Origin of the sequence: Chryseobacterium joostei, from assembly GCF_003815775.1 — a bacterium.
GTDB classification, from domain to species: Bacteria; Bacteroidota; Bacteroidia; order Flavobacteriales; family Weeksellaceae; genus Chryseobacterium; species Chryseobacterium joostei.
Window position 1 is genome coordinate 2,040,207 of record NZ_CP033926.1, and the last position, 20,894, is coordinate 2,061,100.

A 20,894-nucleotide genomic window follows, 5' to 3' on the forward strand; every position below is an offset into this window, starting at 1 on the left:
AAACCTATGAAAAGAACCATTTTTATCACAGCAACACTTACGGCATTATTTTTAACTTCATGTAATAAAGAAAAGAGTGCAACAGATTCTGCAGCTACAACTACAGACAGTATTGCGTCTAAACCATCTGATTCAGCAGCTGTTTCCGGAAGTAAGGATGAAATTGTAAAAAGTACATCTAAAGACAGCAGTGGAAAAACATTGGACATGACTTTCAATAACACTAAAAATACTGCTACAGTAGTTTTTAACAAAGAAACGATTGAATTACAGGGACAAAAGCCTGCATCTGGAATCTGGTATAAGAATGACCATTATGAACTTAGAGGAAAAGGTGAAGAAATTGAACTGACAAAAGACGGTAAAACAGTTTTTAAAAAATAAAATATCTTATTAAAAAATAAAAAAGTCGGTTTTGAAATTCAAAATCGACTTTTTTATTTCCCTACATTTGAAAAAATTTACTATTCTTTATGAAATTAATCACCTATAATGTCAATGGAATAAGAGCAGCTTTCACCAAGGATTTTCTGGGCTGGCTAAAAACTGCAGACCCGGATATTATCTGCATTCAGGAAAGCAAGGCCGGAAATGACCAGATAGACATCGAAAGCCTTGAAAAATCAGGATACCATAGTTATTGGCATTCAGCAGTAAGAAAAGGCTATAGCGGCGTCGGAATCGCCTCAAAAATAAAACCTAATCATGTAGAGTATGGCTGCGGTATTGAAAGCTATGATAATGAAGGGAGAATCATCCGTGCAGATTTTGACGGATACTCTGTAATTTCAGTGTATGTTCCCTCTGCTTCCAATATTGAAAGGCTTGAATTTAAAATGCAGTTTTGTCATGACTTTCTGGCATATATCAAAAGTTTAAAAAAAGAAATCCCAAATCTTATCATATCCGGAGATTTCAATATTTGTCATGAGGCAATTGACATTCACAATCCTGAGGGACTAAAGAATGTTTCAGGATTTCTTCCTATGGAAAGAGAATGGATGACCAATTTTATGAATGAATGTGAACTCATAGATAGTTTCAGGTTTTTTAATAATGATCCTGACAATTATACATGGTGGAGCTATAGACAAAATTCAAGGGCTAGAAACAAAGGCTGGCGATTGGATTATAACTTTACTTCTTATAGTTTAAAAGATAAGCTTAGCAGAGCTGTTATTTTAAAGGAAGCAGTACACTCAGACCATTGTCCTGCTTTATTAGAATTAAATCTATAATAACATACTTATAAACGTAAAAGCCAGCTGAATCAGCTGGCTTTTCATAATTTAAATCATAAGATTAATCGACAATTTCATATTCGACCGGAATTGTACCATGGTTGATATCTCCGATCTCATCGAACGCAGCTTTAGACATGTCTAAAGATCTTGATGAATGGAAAGGTCCTCTGTCATTGATCCTCACTATTACTTCTTTACCATTCTTAAGGTTAGTAACCTTAACGTTTGTTCCAAAAGGAAGCGTTCTGTTTGCTGCAGTAAACTTTGAGTTATCAAAGATTTCTCCGCTAGCAGTTTTTCTACCGTTAAATTTATCGTGGTAGTACGATGCATAACTTGTTTTTTTCGCATCTAAGGCGTTATTCGTAAATGAATAAATACCTAAGCTTGAAATCATCATTATGATTACGAGAATGAATCTTTTCATCATTTTGAACTTTTATTGGTTTTGACAGGGCAAAAGTATCAGGAATCTCATTAACTCCCTATTTCAATTGTTAAAAACTGTTAACAAAAACCAAAACATATGTTAATTAAACTTGTAACCTCCTATGAATAGGGATTTTAAAGGACACTGTTAAAAAGTGTTAAAAAAACAGACTAAAAGTTAATGTTTTTAACTAATTTATGCATAATTTAAAAAAATAAATATCATAAAATATTAAATATCAACCACTTATAAAATTCACAAAATTATAAGAATAGAAATAAAATCAGCTTTAAAACAAAAACTATTTAAGATCTTTAATATGTCTAAAAGCTCTGATAGTGGCACTTTAGAGGCAAAAAACTTAAACTTCCATTTTTTTTTAACAGCAATGTTAACATCAAAAATTACACTTCTTGAATTTTCAGCTCAATTTTTCAATTTAATTTGTATCATAGGACTTAGAAAAAGATCATCTTCTCTGAATATAGTCTTCAAAAATAAGTTTTTAAAATCAGTTCAAAAAGCTTTTCATTGAAAATATAACCATATTTACTCCTATTTTATTTCAGAAGCCAAAGATTATAAAACCATAAAATCAAATATGCCACAAGGTATGCTTCGAAAAATAACCTAAATTGGATTTCTTATATAACTTAAGTGTTATTAAAAAATAATGCATTTAAGCGCCTTAAATACTTTAAACAATATTCTTATTTCCTTTCAAAATCTTGAAAAGAAAAAAACCAATGAGTAAATCATTGGTTTTATATGTAATTAAATAAAATTATTTTATTTTAAATATTCTAATATATACTCATATGTATCTTGGGGATAAACAACAGAGATACTTTGTGAACCTGTCACAGCTGCACCAGTAGCAATGTCATATGAATATAAATCTCTTGCATACACTACTTTATTACCATTACCTGTACCTGTACCAGCTTTTTTATAGATGGTAATACCATACATTGATGTTATACCTGTAGGAGGAGTAATTGTTACAGCAGTAGAACCAGCTGTTGTTGTAAATTGTCCTTTAATAGCATATACCTGAGTTCCATCAACTAATGTATTGGTAGCAGTTCCTGTTGCTGCATTTGTTACATTAAATTTAGGATCTGTAGCGCTCGTTATAAATGGTCTCCAAGTACCTCCTGTAGGAGAAGCACTACTGTTATCATAGTACCAAAAACCTCTTGAAAGGGTACCTTGAGTAGCTCCAGAAGCAGCAACTCCACTAGTGGCGGTATTAAACACAATCATACCATCAAATCTGTTTGGGTTATTTGATGCATTATATAAAGTACCTTGGTTTGACAATACCATTACACTTAAATCAGCTCTAGGATAGATCATCCCTTTACCAAAGTTAGCATTATTCACAGAGTTTGTAACGGATGCATCTAAAAATGCTGATGAAGAAGGAATAGCTGAACCTGCATACCCTTGATTACCTTTAAGTTGCCCAAAAGCCATATTACCAAAAGATGATAGAACTAATGCTGCTACTATATATTGTAATTTTTTCATTTGTAATTAATTTAATAAATTTTTTATGATTTGTGTTTACTGTCCAGCTAGGGAATACCAATTAGTCCCATCAGTTATTAACTCTGCACCATGTTGTTGAATACTAGCATAAGTATTTGTCAAATAGTTAGAGTTAAGTGTTGTTAAAGTCTGAACACCACTCCCTGTTGAAATTAATGTTAGCTTCTTTCCAACCATACTAGCATTAGGAGCAGGTAATTGGATATCACCATTTACATTTCCTGTAATCACTACTATATTTCCAACATCAGTAGTATTAATAGTTGTAACTGCTGCACCAGCAATAGTTCTGAAAGTAGGAACTGTAGGTGCAACTGCACCACCTCCTAATGTTTTCCAAACATTGTTACCAGATGTACCATCATAATAATAGAATCCAGTAGATGTAACGTTTACAGTTTTACCAGTTCCGTTACCTCCTAAAGCTGTTACAAATACAAGGGCACCGTTCTGAGCACTTGGGGTAGCAGCACCATCAGCATAGGCTGTGTTTTTAGCTTCTAATTCAGCTCTTGACATACGAGGGACTAATAAGGCGTCAGGTCTTGTATTATCTGTAGTATTAGCTACTACATCTAAAGTTGCGGCAGGTGTGGTTGTGTTAATCCCCACTCGCCCCTGTTGAGCCTTAGAAAGGGCCGAAAGGCCAACAAGCATAATTGCTGTTAATAAAAATTTTTTCATAAGTTTTTAAAGATTTTAATTACATTATTTCCTATCAATATTTCCAAAGAGGAAGACACATCCCAACTTGTTATTATTTTAAGCTAAAAAAAACAAAAAAACTGTATATTTTTTTTGAGTTTTTAACCCCATTTATGTAAATAACTTATTGAAAGTACATGATTTAAAAACATTGTTTACTGCAAATTTAAGACATAATTTTCTAATTTATATACTTTATAAAGAGAAATTAAAAAATCTTAATACACAATAATTACAATAAACTAAAAATCAACAACATAAATATTTCATCATCTAGATCATTTATGTTAAATTTTAGTAATATTTCAAATTTTTAAGCTAAAAAAAATCATCAGTTTATTACTGATTAATAGCTATTTATATTTTAGGCTAATTCACCATATAAGTCAAATTCTTCTGCTGAAGTAATCCTTACGTCCGCAAATTCTCCAATGGAGATATAGGTATCTTCTGCTGAGACTAAAACAGTGTTATCTACATCCGGAGAATCGTACTCTGTTCTTCCGATAAAATAGTTTCCTTCTTTACGATCAAAAACACATCTGAATGTCTTACCTACTTTTTCCTGGTTCTTTTCCCAAGAAATTTGAGACTGCAACTCCATGATTTCCTCTACTCTTGCTTCTTTTACTTCCTGTGGAATATCATCCTCTAATACGTGTGCAGTAGTATTTTCCTCATGCGAATATGTGAAGCATCCTAATCTGTCAAATTTCTGTTCTCTAACCCAATCCTTAAGTTCCTGGAACCTTTCTTCCGTTTCCCCCGGATATCCAACAATAAGGGTTGTTCTAATAGCCATATCGGGAACTTTCTCTCTGAACTTAGCCAAAAGAGCATCTGTTTTTTCGTGGGTTGTTCCTCTCTTCATGGATTTCAACAAGTCAGAATTAATGTGCTGAAGTGGAATATCTATATAGTTACAAACTTTAGGCTCTTCACGGATAATATCTAAAACATCTTCCGGAAATCCGCTTGGAAAAGCATAATGAAGACGTATCCACTCCACTCCTTCTACCTTTACCAGTTCTTTTAATAAATCTCCTAATGCACGTTTTTTATAAAGATCCAAACCGTAATAAGTAAGGTCCTGGGCAATAAGAATTAATTCTTTTGTTCCTTTTTTCGCTAATTTCTGAGCCTCAGATACTAGTTTTTCGATAGGTGTAGAAATATGACCTCCTCTCATCAATGGAATTGCACAGAAAGAACATGGTCTGTCACAGCCCTCAGAAATTTTGAGGTATGCATAGTGCTTTGGAGTAGTTGTTAATCTCTCCCCAACCAATTCATGTTTGTAATCTGCACCAAGATGCTTTAATAAAATAGGAAGATCCCTTGTTCCAAAATACTGGTCTACATCAGGAATTTCTCTCACCAAATCTGGTTTATATCTTTCGGAAAGACAACCAGTAACAAATACCTTTTCTACTTCACCTCTGTTTTTGGCTTCAACATAATCAAGGATAGTATTGATGGATTCTTCTTTTGCATTATCTATGAATCCACAAGTATTGATAACCACAATATCTCCGCGGTCTTCATGAACCACTTCCTTACCATTGGCTTTTAGCTGGCTCATTAATACTTCAGAATCATATACATTCTTGGAACATCCAAGAGTAACTACATTGATTTTCTTCTTCCCTACAGATTTTGTACGCATCTTTTTGATTTTGAGTCTGCAAAGATACAAAATATTAAAAGAGTAATGATTACAAAAATAAAAACCACTTTAAAAAAGTGGTTTTCAATACTATACTTTAAAAGTTTTTTTCTTTAAAACTCGGTGCATTTTCATCTTTCTCAGATAAAACGGCATCTTTTTCATCGATCTTCCAGTCTATACCTATATCAGGATCATTAAACTTCACACTGCCTTCTGATTCTTTATTATAAAAATTATCGCATTTATAAGAAAAAACAGCATGGGTGCTTAATACAGAAAATCCGTGTCCAAAACCTCTAGGAACATAAAGCTGTAACTTGTTTTCGGCTGTAAGTTCAATACCAAACCACTTACCGAAAGTTGGAGAATCTTCTCGAAGGTCTACTGCAACATCCCATACACTCCCTTCAAGGCATGATACCAATTTGGCTTGTGCATGTTCTCCTTTCTGAAGGTGCAATCCTCTTAATACACCATAAGAAGACTTTGAAATATTGTCCTGAACGAAATGGCCATTCATACCGGTAAGCTCCTCAAACCTTTTTTCATTGTATTTTTCAAAGAAGTAACCTCTATCATCTTCGAATACAGTAGGTTCTATAATGTAACAATCTTTAAGTGGAGTTTCTTTTATTTTCATAATGGTTTGGAAATTCTATATAAATTTTATTTTACTATAATTAACAGGGTGTTCAAAAGAATTTTAATATCATTTTTAAAAGACAAATGTTCCAGATATTCCAGATTCATCTTTACTTTATGCGGAAATAATACTTCATCATTGTACTTCAAGGGATCTTCTTGTTTTTTCAAAAGATTTTCTTCATCTCTGTATACTATACTTGCTTCACAGGTTAATCCAGGTTTTAATTCCAATACTCTCCTATCATTACCTTTAAGTTTATCATAGTATCCTTCGATATCAGGTCTCGGCCCAACAAAGCTCATATCTCCTTTTACAATATTGAACAGTTGAGGAAGTTCATCTAGTTTGAACTTTCTGAGAACTTGTCCGATTCTGGAACAATTCTTTGTTTTTTGGTGAATTGTTTTAAACTTAAAAATGGTAAAAACCTTTCCATATTGTCCAATTCTTTTTTGAAAAAAAATACCATTAGAAGATGTGTCAAAGCTCGCAATGATAAATAAAATAATCAGTAGTGGCATCAGAAAAACAGTCAGAATTATCGCAAAGATAAAATCAAAAAGAATTTTCCAATATTTATACTGATTCATTTATTTGAAAAGTATTTTAAGATCCGAAATAGGAATTGATTACTTTCAATATTCTTTCTCTGTCTTCGTCTGACAAATTAGAACCTGAAGGCAGGCATAGTCCATTATCAAATAACTTTTCAGAGATATTTCCACCATAATATGGAGCATTTGCAAAAACAGGCTGCAAGTGCATTGGTTTCCAAAGTGGTCTAGACTCAATATTATCTTCTAAAAATGCCATGCGTAATCCTTCTCTGTCTTTCCCAGTAAGTTCAGGATCTACAATGATTGCTGAAAGCCAGTGATTTGAATAAAAGTCACTTTCCGGTTCAGAAAATACGGTTACTCCATTTATATTTTTGAAAGTTTCTACATAAAAGTCATGCATAGCTCTGCGTGCTTCCACTCTGTTATTAAGAACTTCCATTTGCCCTCTTCCGATACCTGCTACAATATTACTCATTCTATAATTGAAACCAATATGAGAGTGCTGGTAATGAGGGGCATTATCTCTTGCCTGTGTTGAAAGGAAAACGGTTTTATCTTTATCTTCCTGTGTGTGACAAACCAAAGCTCCACCACCTGAAGTTGTAATGATTTTATTTCCGTTGAAGCTCAGCACACCGAAACGTCCAAATGTTCCACAAGCTTGCCCTTTATAAGTAGAACCTAAAGCTTCCGCAGCATCTTCAATGATTGGAATTTGATATTCTTCTGCAATGGCAACAATTTGTTCCATTTTTGCAGGCATACCATATAAATGAACAACAATGATAGCCTTAGGCTTCTTGCCTTTTTGTATTCTGTCTTCAATAGCTTCTTTTAAAGCTTTAGGACACATGTTCCATGTCTCTGGTTCGCTATCAATAAATACGGGATCAGCTCCACAATATGCAATAGGATTGGCAGATGCAGAGAATGTCATTGATTGACAGATTACTTCATCCCCGTGTTGTACACCGCATTCTATAAGGGCAAGGTGAAGCGCTGCTGTACCCGCAGAAAGAACGGCTACTTTTGTATTTCTTCCTAAAAACTTCTCAAGGTCTTCTTCAAACCCGTTCACATTAGGACCTAGTGGTGCTACCCAGTTTTCTTCGAAAGCTTCGTTGATATATTTTAATTCATTACCTCCCATATGTGGAGAGGAAAGCCAAATTTTTTCAGACATCTTTATATTTTTTTATCTAATTATTAAGACTGTTTATTTTAATCACTCTACCTGGATTCCCAACGACAACTCCTCCATCCGGGATATCCTGTAAAATTACACTTCCTGCCCCAATAGTACACCATTTTCCAATGTTAATATTTTGAATAATTGAAGCTCCTAATCCAATATGTGTACCTTCTCCTACCACTACGTTTCCTGCTAAAGCAGCATTTGGTGAAATATGGGCAAAATCACCAATTTTGCAGTCATGATCTATAGATGAGTTTGTATTAATAATACAGTGTTTTCCAATATCCACTCCGGAATTAATGGATACGCCTGCCATAATAACAGTTCCCTTATCAATAGTAGTACGTAATGATATATTTGCACTAGGATGGGACAATGTTAAATAATTAATATTGTGATTTTTATGGGCTATCTCTCGTCTAGTCATATTATCACCAATAGAAATTATCATATCTAAGGTATTGCTTGGAATTTCATGCATTACATTATAGCCCAAAAATACTTGTTTATGAAAGTCTATATCAATAAATGCTTCTATTGATACTTTATTTTCTTCTGCTATCTCAGCAACAACTTTTCCATGTCCGTTAGCTCCATATAAAAACATATGCTATTGTTTAATTATGGTTACCTTTTCTTTATATCTGTAAAAAACAGTTTCATTATCTGTTACATTTTTATCAATGACCATTCCTGCTTGAATTGTATTATTAGAACCAATTGCTATAGATGGAATAACAGTACTTCTAATTCCAAAAAAATTTTTCTCTCCTATTTTTACATTTCCTGCCAGACCTGCAGTAGATAAGAAATTAAAACTTCCTATTTCACAATCATGGCTAATAAAACTATAAGATGTAATAAGATTAAAGTTTTCTATTTTACAATTTGGACCGATCACTGTATTTGGGTAGACAACATTTCCTTTTCCTAATTTTGCTGATTTGGATATTACTACTGAAGGATGGATAATATTAGGAAAGTCTAAACTTTCAAGGTCCAGTTCGCTTACAATTTTGCTTTTACCCTCTGGACTTGCAAAACCAAAAATATAAGCAAAATCTGATGAAAAATGATGATCTGCAATGGTTCCTAAATAAGGAGCATCGAATCCATATTTTTCGGACTTTAATTTAAAATCTTCCACATCATCATTTAAAAATCCATGAATAGAAAATTTTTGGTCAGGATTTAGTTTTTGAATATCCTCTAAATATGAAATAACTTCCGACGCTACCGCACCACCACCTATAAAAATAATTTGCTTCATTTTATGTTTATTTTACTCGTAAATATAAGATTCACCATGTCCCGGATAGATTGTCAAACCTTTTAACAAGTGATCATATTTTTCTATACTTTCTTGATATTGCTTTTTGGATCCTGTTGGCAAATTGGTCACAATCCGACTTCCTTGAAGTAAAAAATCTCCTGAAAAAAAGGAATTTTCTAGAGATATGCTTATTGAAGAATCTGTATGCCCCGGAGTTCTAAAAACTTCGAAATTTAAATTAATCCAAGAGAATTTCCCCTCATTTATTAAAATATCTGCCTGCTGTACTACCAAATTAATTTGATTGTGAAATATAGCAAGATTCTTTTTTGGATTGGGTAATCTCTCCGAGGTTTTATCAGAGGCAATTACCTCAATTTCAGGAAACTGACTACGTAAATAATTAACTCCTAAAATATGATCAAAATGCTCATGAGTTAAAAAAATAAATTTGGGAATTACAGCATTCTTTTCAAAATAATCCAATAGTCTATCATCATTTTCAGTACCCGGATCAATAACAATTGCTAGATTATTCTCAGGGTTAGTGATAATATAAGTAACAGAATCTATTGGTGTATTTTCAAATTTCTGTACTGTAAACATTAGCCCGTTATATTTATACTTCTACCACCGTCAACGGTAAGTTGTTGTCCTGTAATCCATCTTGACTGCTCAGAAAGCAGAAAACCCACAGCTTCTGCAATATCATTGGGCAGGCCAATACCTAGTGGATATTGTGCAGACATTCTATTACTTACTTCTTCGTTTTCAAAAATACTTTTGGTCATTTCAGTAATAACAGCTCCTGGTAAAACAGAATTTACACGTACTTTTGGAGCTAATTCTACAGCTAAGCTGCGCATTAATCCATCTAATGCAGCTTTTGAGGACCCATAAGTACTCATTGCCTTTGCTCCTCTATTACTGATATTACTTGAAATTAATACCACATTATTAAGTGCTGAGTTATTTGCCTTTTTATTGCAAAGAAGCTTTATAATCGTATTGGCTGAAAATACATTAGTTTTAAAAGTCTCCAACATAAGATCTTGGCTCACTAATTTTAAAGGAACCATTTTCATAAATCCTGCACAGTGTACAAATTTTTCGATGGTAATATTATTTTCAGCAATAAAAGCCGGAATGTTTTTTTCTAAACTATCTAAATCTGAAAGATCAAGCGGAAGGGTATAAACAGAATTTTCTGTAGAGCATTTTGCCTTTAGAGCTTCTAGCTTTTCAGTATTTCTTCCACTTAAAATAATATTATATTGCCTGGAAAGCACAATAGCTATTTCCTCACCTATTCCTGCCGTAGCGCCAGTTAAAAAAAGAGTTTCTTTCATAAAATTTTGTTATTGGGCAGTAAAACCACCATCTACCGATAAAATAGTACCAGTTACCCATTTACCCATATCGGATAAGAGATAAGTAATCCCATATGCTATATCTTCTGCTTCTCCTAATCCAAGAGGGTGCAGTTGATTTAGACGATTATTGTATTCATTATCAAAAGATCCGGAAACATCATCAAGCATTTGGGTTTTTATAAATCCAGGAGCAATACAATTTACACGAATATGTTTTGGTGCTAATTCTATAGCCAGAGATTTAGTGATACCATGCAATGCAGACTTAGACATTGCATATGCTACATTTGCAGCAGATCCAACCAATCCGTATACTGAAGAAATAAATACAATAGATGGATTTTCCGTCTTATAATTCTTATGTTTTGTGAAGATCTTTGCCAGTTCTAAAGCAGCAACCGTATTTACTTTTAAAACTTTATCTACAGTATCTGTATTTAATGTTTTCAATGGAGATAAATAAGGTATTCCTGCAATATGAACCATCCCATCAAGGGGTCCAAAGGTTTTAATCTTATCCTGCACTGGTATTTTAATTCCATGACTATCAGACAAGTCTATTGCTAAATAATCACATTGATCATTACAAAGGCTAAGAGTTTCTTTTAAAGCATCTTCATTAATATCTAACAAAAGAAGCTTTGCATTTATCGATGATAAATACAAAGCTGTAGCTTTTCCTATTCCAGAACCAGCACCTGTTATAAGGATTGCTTTTTCTGAAAAGTCCAAGAAGTTTTTATGCATTTTGTTTGCTTAAAATTAAATTAGATAAGCCATCAATTGTTTTTGCATCTGCAATCTCACTGTTAGTTAATGACACTTTGTATTCATCATCAGCTAAAGCAATAATAGAAAGCATTGTTAATGAATCCCAAGCTTCAAATGAATTTAATTCATCAGAAGGGTTTACACTGTCTACCTCCATTATCTCTGCAATTTGTTCCAAAAAATCTTCCATGATATGATATTTAATATTTTTATTTATAAATTAATTTACAAAAGTCTAAGTTCCCAAGGTTCATAATAATTGTTCCCCAAGTTAACCCTACTCCAAAGCCAGAAAAACAAACTTTCATTTCGGAGTGTTCTAATTGATCTCCAAGATTAAATGTGGTAACAACGGGTATTGTCACTCCACTTGAATTCCCAAAATTTTCCACTACATTAAAAGGTAGTTTATCTCTACTAACTCCAATTTTATCTGCTAATTTTTGCAACATAAAACGGTTTGGCTGGTGAAAAAGAAAATAATCAATAGTATCTACATTGTCATTAGATGACTCAACTATATTTTTGATCTGTTCAGGAACTTTGGTTTGTACGAAATTGAAAACATTATCACCTTGCATCACCAGATGGTTTTTACTACGCTTATTTCCAAAAGTATCTTCGTACAATTCGGAAGTTTCTTCTGTAATAGGCATTCTAGCTCCACCTGCAGGTACATTTAATGCCATTGCTCCAGACCCGTCCATCCTGATCTCTCCTATAATAGAGGTAGATTCTGTTGTATTTTCAATAATGGTAATTGCTGCTGCATCTCCAATTAATGGATTGCTATTTCTATCAAATTTAGAAACTTTCGGACTTAGAACGTCTGCATTACACAAAACAACTTTATTAATTCCAGGATTGTTCAGCAACATAAAACTTTGCTGCAGCCCTACTACGAAACCGGCACATCCTTGATTAATATCTAGGCAGTATACTTTCTCATCCAATCCGTATTTGCCATGCAATAAATTACTGGTTGGCGGCATAATATACTCAGGACTTTGACTTACAAATAGTATTGCATCAATAGAATCTTTGTCTAATAAATTATTTTCAAACAAATAATCTAACCCTTTTACCACCAAGTCAAAGCTAGTAGTAGATTCATCAGCAACCACTCTTTTTGATTTAAAGCCCATTGCTGCTTTTAGCTTTAATGATTTTGCTTCTGAGAAACTGTAATTATGCATTTCATCTTCAAACAAAACTTCATTTGATGGCAGAATGCTTAATATTCCCGTGATCTTTTTATTTGAAAAATCAATTTTCATTACTGTACCCCGTTCTTTTTGATTAGAGCTTCGATGGAATCAACAGATTCAAAATTTTCAGGTAAAATATCTGTTCCATCTATTGAAATCCCGAAAGATTCATCCAACTCTGTAACCAAAGTAATTAAATCAAACGAATCCAGCATTCCTTGAGAGATAAAGTTGGTTTCAGTACCAAAATCAAACTCCGGGCGAATTCCGTTTAGTATATCAATAATTTGACTCTTCATATTTTTTGTTTTTATTTATTAAAATCAGGTTGTGCATATCTTCTTCTGCAAACCCGAAATGTTTATATCTTTTTATAGCGTTTTCGTTACTTTCAATTACCCAAAACAATTCCCGCTTCACATTTTCTCCTAAATTAAAAAAAAGTTGAATAAGCTTTGATCCAATTTTCTTTTCTCTATAATTAGGGTGTACAAACCAATATCTTAAATGACTGGTTATACCGTGAGATTCAAAAATTATAAACCCTTGAATTTCATCATTGTCTGAAAAGTAGTATGCATTCTTATTGGTAATAAAATGATCTATCTCAGCCCCTGAGGGTATTCGTTCGACAAATTTATCAAAATATTTATTATAAATTTTTTGAATTTCAGGTTTCTTATCCTCAGTTAGTAAATGAATTCCTTCAAAATTAACTTCATTTGTCTCTGAACGCATTTTATTCATTCTTATCATTGAAGAATATTCATAAAATCCATTTTCAAGAAAAACTTGTTTTACATTTTCCAAATATTGTGAATTCCCAGCCGTTTCAACAGATATTTCACCACTAAAGTTTATGGAAACATATTCCAATATTGTTTTTAATGCAGCGATTTCCGATACTATAAAATAAAATCTTGAAAAACCGTCATCTTTCGTTATCAAAAAACATGCCTTATCCGTCTTGAATACTTCAATTTTATTTTCATTTTGAAGTTCCTTGAATTGTGTTTCAGAAATAAAAAAATTAGTTTTCATTTCTTTACTTTTTAATCTGAACAATTCATTTTTTATATCAGAAAATGTAAAGTTTAAGAGTCTTTCCATAGTCATCATTATGAGTTTGCTTTCTGATTTAGATAAGCTCGATCTATTTTTCCATTTGGATTTCTTGGCATTTCATCATATCTGATGTAAACCGTTGGAATCATATATTTAGGTAAGCTTGCCAACAGTTCTTTTCTGAAAACGGCAGCTTCAATATCTGTAGCATTTTCGTAATACAGAACAATTTCCTTTGACATTCGATTATAAACACAACAGGCATTTTTAGCAATTTTAAGAGTATTTACAATAATATGCTCAATTTCTCCTAGCTCTATTCTATATCCCTGATGTTTAATCAAAGTATCTTTCCTTCCTTTGAATATAATTTCGTTTCTATCATTTAATGCAACTATATCTCCTGTTCTGTAAATTACTTCCGGATAATGAGAATTCAAAGGATTCTGAACAAAAGCCGCCTGTGTTTTTTCCGGATTATTATAATACCCTAGAGCTAAAGAGCTTCCTCTTACGCATAATTCTCCTTCTTCACCTTTCTCTGCTAGTTTATCTTCATCTGTAATGATTAAGACATCAGTATTTCTATATGGTATTCCGATTGGAAGAGGTTCGTTATCTTCAAAATCTCGATCTACAATAAAATAAGTACAATCTAGGGTAATTTCAATAGGGCCGTAAAGGTTTGCAAATTTTGTATGGGTTAAGTTTTTCTTCCAGTAATTAAATTGTTTTGTAGGGAACACCTCCCCTGCAAACCAAACTAATTTTAATGAATCCAGATTAACTTTTGTCAATAAATCCATATTGGCAATATTCACCATAATAGTTGGAACCCAGAATATGAAACTTACTTTTGTTCTTTGCATTTCCTCTAAAATCTTAATAGGAAACGCCGCCAAATTTTCTGGTAATACAACGATGCAGCTTCCTTTTGAAATCAACATGCACAGTTCATAGCTGAAAATATCAAAAATTACCGGAGAAAGAGAACCTATAACTTCATTATCTGAGAAATTGAAAATTTCATCAGATACTTCGATAAAATCTACAAAACTTCTATGATTTAAGGCTACACTTTTTGGAGTTCCTGTAGAACCTGAAGTATTAATAACGCAAGACATATCAGTATCTATACTTCTCTTCTGAAGTCTATCCAATAAAACATGATCATTGCCTTCAATATCAAAATTCAATTCATCTATTAAAATAATTTTCTCCGAATCAAAAATAGGATCAATATTTTTTAATAGATTTCTTGTAGTAATAATAAATTCGGGTTTTACAAGCTCTAGAATATTTACTATACGCTGCTGTGGGCTTTTTACATCTAAATTCAAATAAGCATTTCCACTTATCATGACACCTAAGTCTGCTATTACACAATTAATGGATTTAGGTAAATAAATAGCAACTGGTTTATTAATAATATCAGACTGTTCCAGAATATAGTTTCCTAAAACGGCGATATTATTATATAATTTTTTGAATGTGATTTCTTGTTCATTTTCTATAACGGCTACATTATTTGCTTTAAGCTTTACTGTTTCCGCTAAGTATTCAATTAAATTCCTTTTCATATTATTATTAATTATTACCTTTAAAACCCTCTGTTGTTACCTGTCCTTCTTGTGAGATTCCCTCTCTAATAAATACTTTTTTAATTGTCAGGAAAAATATCTTGACATCCAAAGAAAAGGATAAATGATCTACATACCAAACATCCAGTTCAAATTTTTTTGTCCAAGAAATAGCATTTCGCCCATTCACTTGTGCCCATCCTGTAATACCTGGCCTAACATCATGGCGACGCTTTTGTTCATGGCTGTACAAAGGTAAATATTCTGGCAATAATGGACGTGGTCCAATAACTGACATATCTCCTTTTAGAACATTAATCAGTTGAGGGATTTCATCTAATGAAGTTTTTCGAATAAAGTTTCCGATAGCCGTAAGTCTTTCTGCATCGGACAGGAGATTTCCATTTTTATCTTTCTTATCATTCATCGTTTTAAACTTTACTATTTTAAATATTTTGCCGTTTTTTCCAGGCCTTTTTTGAAAGAAAAAAGGTTTTCCTTGATTAGCAAACAAAAGCCCAATCATTACAAATAAAAAAATAGGACTAAAAATAATTAAAAGGCTTAACGAAAGGATAAAATCTATGAGTCTTTTAAAAAAGTTTTTATACATTATTATCAGTTTATAACTTAATTATTTTATAAAAAATTAAAAAAGTACATAAAATCACAAGTACTTTTGAAATCAATTTGTACTTAATATCTTTGTTATTAAGTAAAGGGTAAAACAGCAATACCGGAATTAAAAACCATGCCAAATATGCAAACCTATGTATATTATTTGCTCTGATAATAAGTACTATCAAAATATTACAAATCAAATAAGTATTAAAGATTGTAGTATAAATTTTGTTATTAATTTTCTGAACCCAAATATAGTAAGCTCCTACTAAGACAAAAAAAAGATTGAAAATTAAAATATCAATTCTAAAGCCTGATCTTGCAAGCCAATTTACATCTGTAGAAAAACTCGTAAGATATATTGTTCTTCCATCATCTCCTAAAAATTTAGCAAAGAAAAACTCCCACCAATGTCCAGAAAAATAAGAAACTGGTATTGAAATAATCCACATGAATACATAAAACAGTGTTCTATTGTAAATAAAATCGCATATCAAATAAGCTCCAACTGGCAGTAATAATGATTTGTGAAACAAAATCGATAAAACAAGAAGAGGATATTTTATATATTTTTTATCAATAACAAATGCTAAAATTACAAAAGCAGACCCTATGCCCTGTCGAATCGTATAAACTTGATAATCAAAGAAATACAACGAGCAACAACTTGCTAAAAAAAACAAAAACCAGTTTTTATAATTAATAATACGGCTTGTATAGAATAATATTGAAAACGAAATAAAACTACATAGAATAAAAAAACTTCTATAATTTAAAAAATAACTCGTAAAAAGCATCATATAATCAAATCCAATATCTTTTACTCGTTCTATTTCATGATTATTCTTTGCATAATTAAACATACCGGTATACATTCCTGTATCAAAAAAACCATACTCTCCGATGGGCCTGAAGCCTACAAGAAGGATACAAAAAAGAACAAATGAATATTGAAAATATTTAAACGATTTTTTATATTTTGAAAATAATTCTGTATTTGCATCAATAAAGATTAAGAGCACTACAAATACCAAAACCATATAATAAATTAACGAATAAATATCTGGTGATAGATTCATGATAATTATTTGGTAGGTTTATGCTTTAATATTCTTTATAATAATTTCATAGGAATGATCAACAGTATAATTATTAATTAACAAATCCCAGCCATTGTTTCCCATTTCATCTATTAGATCTTTATTTAGACAAAATTTTAATATTTTTTCATTAATCCCTGAAATATCTCCTGATATTACTTTATATCCGCATATTGCCTTTTCTATAACATCTCCTATGTCTGTATTTTTATCGGTTGCCGCAATGACAGGCATCTTCATCTCTAAATAAGACAAAAGTCTTGATGGGAAATTAGGGATTGTAAAATCTTTATGTAAAAAAATAAGCCCAACATCACATGATGATAAAAGCTTATCATAATCATTTTTTGGAAGTCCCTGTAAAAGTTTAGCATTCTTTGGATTAATTTCCTTAAACCAATTATATACCTTAGAATATTCTGTACCCGATCCAACAACTAAAAAATAAGCATTATGCTGATTATTTTGTAAAATTGTTTCTAATAAAAAATCGACTCCTTGGGGTTTTCCTAAGTTGCCTCCATAAATAAAAACAGTCTTATCAGTAGGAATATCATATTTTCTGCGGATTTCCTTTTTCTCTAATTCTGAATATTCTAATTTAATAGGCTCAATAGTATTAGGATTAACATGAATTTTTTCTGTAGAAATCTCTTTATTATGTTTCAATAGAAAATCTACATTAGCCTGAGACATACATCCTATTTTATCAGATATTTTATATAGCTTTTTCTCTTTTTTGGTAAACAACCTATGAAGAATCCCGTCTTTCTTCAACATCTTCATATCCACAGCATTCTGCGGGAAAATATCTTTCAATAGTAAATAGGTAAAGGCATTATCTCTTTTCTTCAAATACTCTACCACATTAGAAAAAGTAATAGGCGGAGTAGAATACATTACCAAATCAAACTTAATATTCCCAAGATACTTCTTTACAGCTCCCAAAAATTGTCTTTCAATAGCTAAAGTACCTAATCCTTTTTCTACAATATTTGTTTTTTGAAGATTAAAAGTTTTTACTTTTAAAATTCTGTGATTTTCAAACTCGAAAAGTTGAGTCATTTTTTTTTCTCTCCTTTCTGTAGGGGTAACAACAGTAATATTATGCCCCTCTTCAAGAAATTTTCTTAAAAGATCAGTATATAATCCTCTTTCATAAAGAGAATCAACTTTTACCATTGTTAAAAATAGGATATTCATATTTATTTTTTACTCCAAACTACTCGGTTAACGTAATCTGTATAGCTAAGAATAATTCTTACCACTTTTTCTGAAACATTAGGCATTGAATAATCGGAAACTGGTCTAAAGTTTCTTTCTTCTCCAAGCTTTTGCTGCTGAACCTGAACTAATCCCTGAAGAATTCTTTCAGGTGATAATCCTACCATCATTACAGAAGCTTCTTCCATTGCTTCAGGTCTTTCATGAGCGTCTCGGATGTTAAGAGCTCTGAAATTTAAAATTGAAGATTCTTCAGAAATAGTTCCACTATCTGATAAAACGGCATAACTTTTCATTTGTAATGCATTATAGTCATGAAACCCTAGAGGTTTTAAAAACTGAATTTCAGGACGAACTTCAACATTTTTCTTATCAATCATATTTCTTGTACGCGGGTGTGTAGAAACAATGATTGGCATTTTATATAAATCTGCAATTGCATTAAGGCTATCAATTAGGCCATTAAAGTTCTTTTCAGAATTAATATTTTCTTCACGGTGAGAAGAAACTACAAAATATTTTCTTTCTTCAAGGTTTAATCTTGAAAGTACATCAGAGCTTTTGATTTCAGGCAAATAATGGTTCAGTACTTCAAACATCGGTGATCCAGTTTTGATAATTCTGTCAGCTGGAAGCCCCTCTCTTAAAAGATATTCTCTAGCTATATCACTGTACGTTAAATTTACATCAGCAGTATGATCTACAATTTTACGATTGGTTTCTTCAGGAACTCTTTGATCAAAACAACGGTTTCCTGCTTCCATGTGGAAAATTGGGATCTGTCTTTTTTTAGCAGGAATTGCACAAAGACAAGAGTTAGTATCTCCTAAAACTAAGAATGCATCAGGCTGAAGTTCTTCCAAAAGCGGATCTATTTTTATTAAAATATTTCCCACAGTTTCCGTAGCGGTTTTTCCTGCAGCTTCTAAAAAATAATCAGGTTTACGAAGACCTAGATCCTCAAAAAATATCTGGTTAAGCTCATAATCATAATTTTGGCCTGTATGAACAATTATATGATCTACAGCTTCAGACTTATCTAAAGCCATAAGAACTCTTGCTAATCTAATAATTTCAGGACGTGTTCCCACGACCGTCATCACTTTTAATTTTTTCATTTGTAAATATTTACATGTATTTTTTAGACTTCAACAAAATAAGTATCGGGATCTTCAGCATTAAATAGCTCATTGATCCAGAAAATAGTATAAAGATCTTCTTCTCCTATGTTTTTAATATTATGAGTATACCAGATAGGCATATCTACGTATGCAGGCTCATTTCCATCAAGATAGAAGTCTAAAACTTCATCAGTATCTATTTTTCTTAATTGAATTAAAGCCTTTCCTTTTATGACAGCAAAACGCTCAATTTTTCTTGTATGAAAATGATTCCCCCTAGTTATTCCAGGAACGGTTGTTGAAAAAGAACATTGTCCTCCAATTCCTAATCTGATAACTTCTACGAAAGCACCTCTCGGATCTATATTTTGTTTAAACTTAACAGGATAATGATTTGCCATATCAAAATAGCAGCGGAATGTATTGAACAAATTTAATTCAAAACTGGTATTCAATTCTGGAACTTCTCCGTTATCAAAATATAAATTCTTATATATTTCCAGTTTAGCTAATACTTCAGAAACTTTATTTACTGAAGTATGAGGAACTTCATATAATTCAATTGTTTCTGATCTTTCAATCTGAGTAATAATTTCTTGAACAAGTTCTCCTACATAAATAAGTTTTACTTCCCCATCATTATCAATCACCGGATTTTCTCCATGGGTAAGTTTATGACAAAAAGTAGCAACAAAAGAATTATAGTTTGGTTTTCCAAAAGGACCAAAAACATTAGGAATAATCATTCCTGTAAATTTTCCGCCAGATTTCTTCGCCCATTCAAGTAATAACTCTCTTCCTTCTTTTTTTGATTTACCATAAAGATTATCCCTTTCTTCCTGAGAAGATGAAGAAAATAAAACGTGCGATTGAGAATTTGTTTTTTCTAAAGAAAGTCTTAGCTTTTTTACTAAATCTAAGTTAGTGTTATAGATTACTTCTGCATCCTCATGTCTATTCATGGCTGCAAGATGTACAATAACATCACATTGTTTTACAAAATCGTCTAATTTAGTCTCATCTTCAAAGTAGCTTTTATCAAAATCTACTCGTTCATATTTTTCAGGACTTAATCCTAAAGTATTATATAAATGGGACCCTACGAAACCGTTTTGCCCAGTAATTCCTATTTTTTTCATTAATTGTTTTTAAAATATTCTAATGGAAATCTATATTCATCATCAATTTCTCCAAGGAAGTAATCTGACAAAATCAAAAGTTTACTATTTTCCTCTAGCGATTGAACAGAGGTAATGTTACCTGCGGGAATATGCAAAAAGTCCAATTGATCTGTATTTAATTCGAAGTAAAGCGGTTCTAGAGTTGGCGATGGTGTATCAAAATCATCAATTTTTATAACTCCAATTCTAAATTTACCTGACATACATGCAAACCACCTTTGTTCTATTTTATGCCCTTGCCATCCTCTTATAAAATCTGTGGATGCATTTTCTATAGTATAAATTCTTTTAACAAGAGAAGCATCATAAGTATTATTGTATGTAATGATTCCTCTTTCGTCTTGAAATTTATTTCCTTTTAGCATCATTTCTGA

General features: G+C 31.9%; 25 protein-coding genes. 2 read left to right on the forward strand and 23 right to left on the reverse strand.

Annotation, left to right across the window (positions count from 1 at the left end):
• The first annotated feature begins 6 nt into the window (after positions 1-6).
• The gene (locus EG359_RS09240; protein ID WP_076352568.1) at positions 7-384 is read left to right on the forward strand and encodes an MliC family protein; all 378 of its coding nucleotides are present in this window, start codon (positions 7-9) and stop codon (positions 382-384) included.
• An 89-nt stretch (positions 385-473) separates the two neighbouring features.
• Entirely contained in the window at positions 474-1,238 is a 765-nt protein-coding gene (locus tag EG359_RS09245) for an exodeoxyribonuclease III (RefSeq protein ID WP_076352569.1), read from the forward strand.
• Positions 1,239-1,302: 64 nt separating this feature from the next.
• Here EG359_RS09245 and EG359_RS09250 read toward each other — a convergent pair whose 3' ends face one another.
• The 23 genes from EG359_RS09250 to EG359_RS09360 all read right to left on the reverse strand — a co-directional run bounded on the left by EG359_RS09250 (position 1,303) and on the right by EG359_RS09360 (position 20,888).
• The gene (locus EG359_RS09250; RefSeq protein ID WP_076352570.1) at positions 1,303-1,674 is read right to left on the reverse strand and encodes a septal ring lytic transglycosylase RlpA family protein; all 372 of its coding nucleotides are present in this window, start codon (positions 1,672-1,674) and stop codon (positions 1,303-1,305) included.
• Between the two features lie 789 nt (positions 1,675-2,463).
• Positions 2,464-3,153 (reverse strand): hypothetical protein, encoded by a 690-nt coding sequence (locus EG359_RS09255; protein WP_123867321.1) that lies wholly within the window; start codon positions 3,151-3,153, stop codon positions 2,464-2,466.
• A gap of 90 nt (positions 3,154-3,243) precedes the next feature.
• On the reverse strand, positions 3,244-3,885 hold the full coding sequence (locus tag EG359_RS09260; protein ID WP_123867323.1) for a hypothetical protein: 642 nt from the start codon (positions 3,883-3,885) through the stop codon (positions 3,244-3,246).
• A 412-nt stretch (positions 3,886-4,297) separates the two neighbouring features.
• Positions 4,298-5,599 carry a 30S ribosomal protein S12 methylthiotransferase RimO gene (gene rimO / locus EG359_RS09265; RefSeq protein ID WP_076352574.1) on the reverse strand — a complete coding sequence of 434 codons (1,302 nt, stop codon included), beginning with the start codon at positions 5,597-5,599 and terminating at the stop codon, positions 4,298-4,300.
• Positions 5,600-5,696: 97 nt separating this feature from the next.
• Complete coding sequence (gene rfbC, locus EG359_RS09270) at positions 5,697-6,242, reverse strand: dTDP-4-dehydrorhamnose 3,5-epimerase (RefSeq protein ID WP_076352575.1); 546 nt, start codon at positions 6,240-6,242, stop codon at positions 5,697-5,699.
• Between the two features lie 26 nt (positions 6,243-6,268).
• Positions 6,269-6,838: a sugar transferase gene (locus EG359_RS09275; RefSeq protein ID WP_076352576.1), complete on the reverse strand. Its 570-nt coding sequence runs from the start codon at positions 6,836-6,838 to the stop codon at positions 6,269-6,271.
• A gap of 16 nt (positions 6,839-6,854) precedes the next feature.
• Entirely contained in the window at positions 6,855-7,991 is a 1,137-nt protein-coding gene (locus tag EG359_RS09280) for an aminotransferase class I/II-fold pyridoxal phosphate-dependent enzyme (RefSeq protein WP_076352577.1), read from the reverse strand.
• A gap of 16 nt (positions 7,992-8,007) precedes the next feature.
• Entirely contained in the window at positions 8,008-8,610 is a 603-nt protein-coding gene (locus EG359_RS09285) for an acetyltransferase (RefSeq protein WP_076352578.1), read from the reverse strand.
• Between the two features lie 3 nt (positions 8,611-8,613).
• On the reverse strand, positions 8,614-9,273 hold the full coding sequence (locus tag EG359_RS09290) for an acetyltransferase (protein ID WP_076352579.1): 660 nt from the start codon (positions 9,271-9,273) through the stop codon (positions 8,614-8,616).
• Positions 9,274-9,285: 12 nt separating this feature from the next.
• Positions 9,286-9,882, reverse strand: coding sequence for an MBL fold metallo-hydrolase (locus tag EG359_RS09295; protein WP_076352580.1), 597 nt, complete (start codon positions 9,880-9,882; stop codon positions 9,286-9,288).
• The gene (locus EG359_RS09300; protein ID WP_076352581.1) at positions 9,882-10,625 is read right to left on the reverse strand and encodes an SDR family NAD(P)-dependent oxidoreductase; all 744 of its coding nucleotides are present in this window, start codon (positions 10,623-10,625) and stop codon (positions 9,882-9,884) included. The genes EG359_RS09295 and EG359_RS09300 overlap by 1 nt, the downstream gene beginning before the upstream one ends.
• Before the next feature lie 9 nt (positions 10,626-10,634).
• Positions 10,635-11,381 (reverse strand): SDR family NAD(P)-dependent oxidoreductase, encoded by a 747-nt coding sequence (locus EG359_RS09305; protein ID WP_228434950.1) that lies wholly within the window; start codon positions 11,379-11,381, stop codon positions 10,635-10,637.
• Between the two features lie 7 nt (positions 11,382-11,388).
• Positions 11,389-11,610 carry an acyl carrier protein gene (locus EG359_RS09310; protein WP_076352583.1) on the reverse strand — a complete coding sequence of 74 codons (222 nt, stop codon included), beginning with the start codon at positions 11,608-11,610 and terminating at the stop codon, positions 11,389-11,391.
• 19 nt (positions 11,611-11,629) lie between these two features.
• Positions 11,630-12,697: a ketoacyl-ACP synthase III gene (locus tag EG359_RS09315; RefSeq protein ID WP_076352584.1), complete on the reverse strand. Its 1,068-nt coding sequence runs from the start codon at positions 12,695-12,697 to the stop codon at positions 11,630-11,632.
• On the reverse strand, positions 12,697-12,927 hold the full coding sequence (locus tag EG359_RS09320) for an acyl carrier protein (RefSeq protein WP_076352585.1): 231 nt from the start codon (positions 12,925-12,927) through the stop codon (positions 12,697-12,699). Before EG359_RS09320 ends, EG359_RS09315 begins: the two co-directional genes overlap by 1 nt.
• Positions 12,908-13,738, reverse strand: a complete 831-nt coding sequence (locus tag EG359_RS09325; RefSeq protein WP_164463056.1) for a GNAT family N-acetyltransferase — start codon at positions 13,736-13,738, stop codon at positions 12,908-12,910. Before EG359_RS09325 ends, EG359_RS09320 begins: the two co-directional genes overlap by 20 nt.
• Positions 13,739-13,746: 8 nt before the next feature.
• Entirely contained in the window at positions 13,747-15,273 is a 1,527-nt protein-coding gene (locus EG359_RS09330; protein WP_076352587.1) for an amino acid adenylation domain-containing protein, read from the reverse strand.
• 7 nt (positions 15,274-15,280) lie between these two features.
• Entirely contained in the window at positions 15,281-15,886 is a 606-nt protein-coding gene (locus tag EG359_RS09335; RefSeq protein ID WP_076352588.1) for a sugar transferase, read from the reverse strand.
• Positions 15,887-15,896: 10 nt separating this feature from the next.
• The gene (locus tag EG359_RS09340; RefSeq protein WP_084180332.1) at positions 15,897-16,973 is read right to left on the reverse strand and encodes an EpsG family protein; all 1,077 of its coding nucleotides are present in this window, start codon (positions 16,971-16,973) and stop codon (positions 15,897-15,899) included.
• Positions 16,974-16,991: 18 nt separating this feature from the next.
• Positions 16,992-18,197: a glycosyltransferase family 4 protein gene (locus EG359_RS09345; RefSeq protein ID WP_076352590.1), complete on the reverse strand. Its 1,206-nt coding sequence runs from the start codon at positions 18,195-18,197 to the stop codon at positions 16,992-16,994.
• 2 nt (positions 18,198-18,199) lie between these two features.
• Positions 18,200-19,336, reverse strand: a complete 1,137-nt coding sequence (gene wecB / locus EG359_RS09350; RefSeq protein ID WP_076352591.1) for a non-hydrolyzing UDP-N-acetylglucosamine 2-epimerase — start codon at positions 19,334-19,336, stop codon at positions 18,200-18,202.
• 23 nt (positions 19,337-19,359) lie between these two features.
• Positions 19,360-20,478 (reverse strand): polysaccharide biosynthesis C-terminal domain-containing protein, encoded by a 1,119-nt coding sequence (locus EG359_RS09355; RefSeq protein WP_076352592.1) that lies wholly within the window; start codon positions 20,476-20,478, stop codon positions 19,360-19,362.
• Positions 20,478-20,888, reverse strand: coding sequence for a WxcM-like domain-containing protein (locus EG359_RS09360; protein ID WP_076352593.1), 411 nt, complete (start codon positions 20,886-20,888; stop codon positions 20,478-20,480). Before EG359_RS09360 ends, EG359_RS09355 begins: the two co-directional genes overlap by 1 nt.
• Positions 20,889-20,894: the final 6 nt, after the last annotated feature.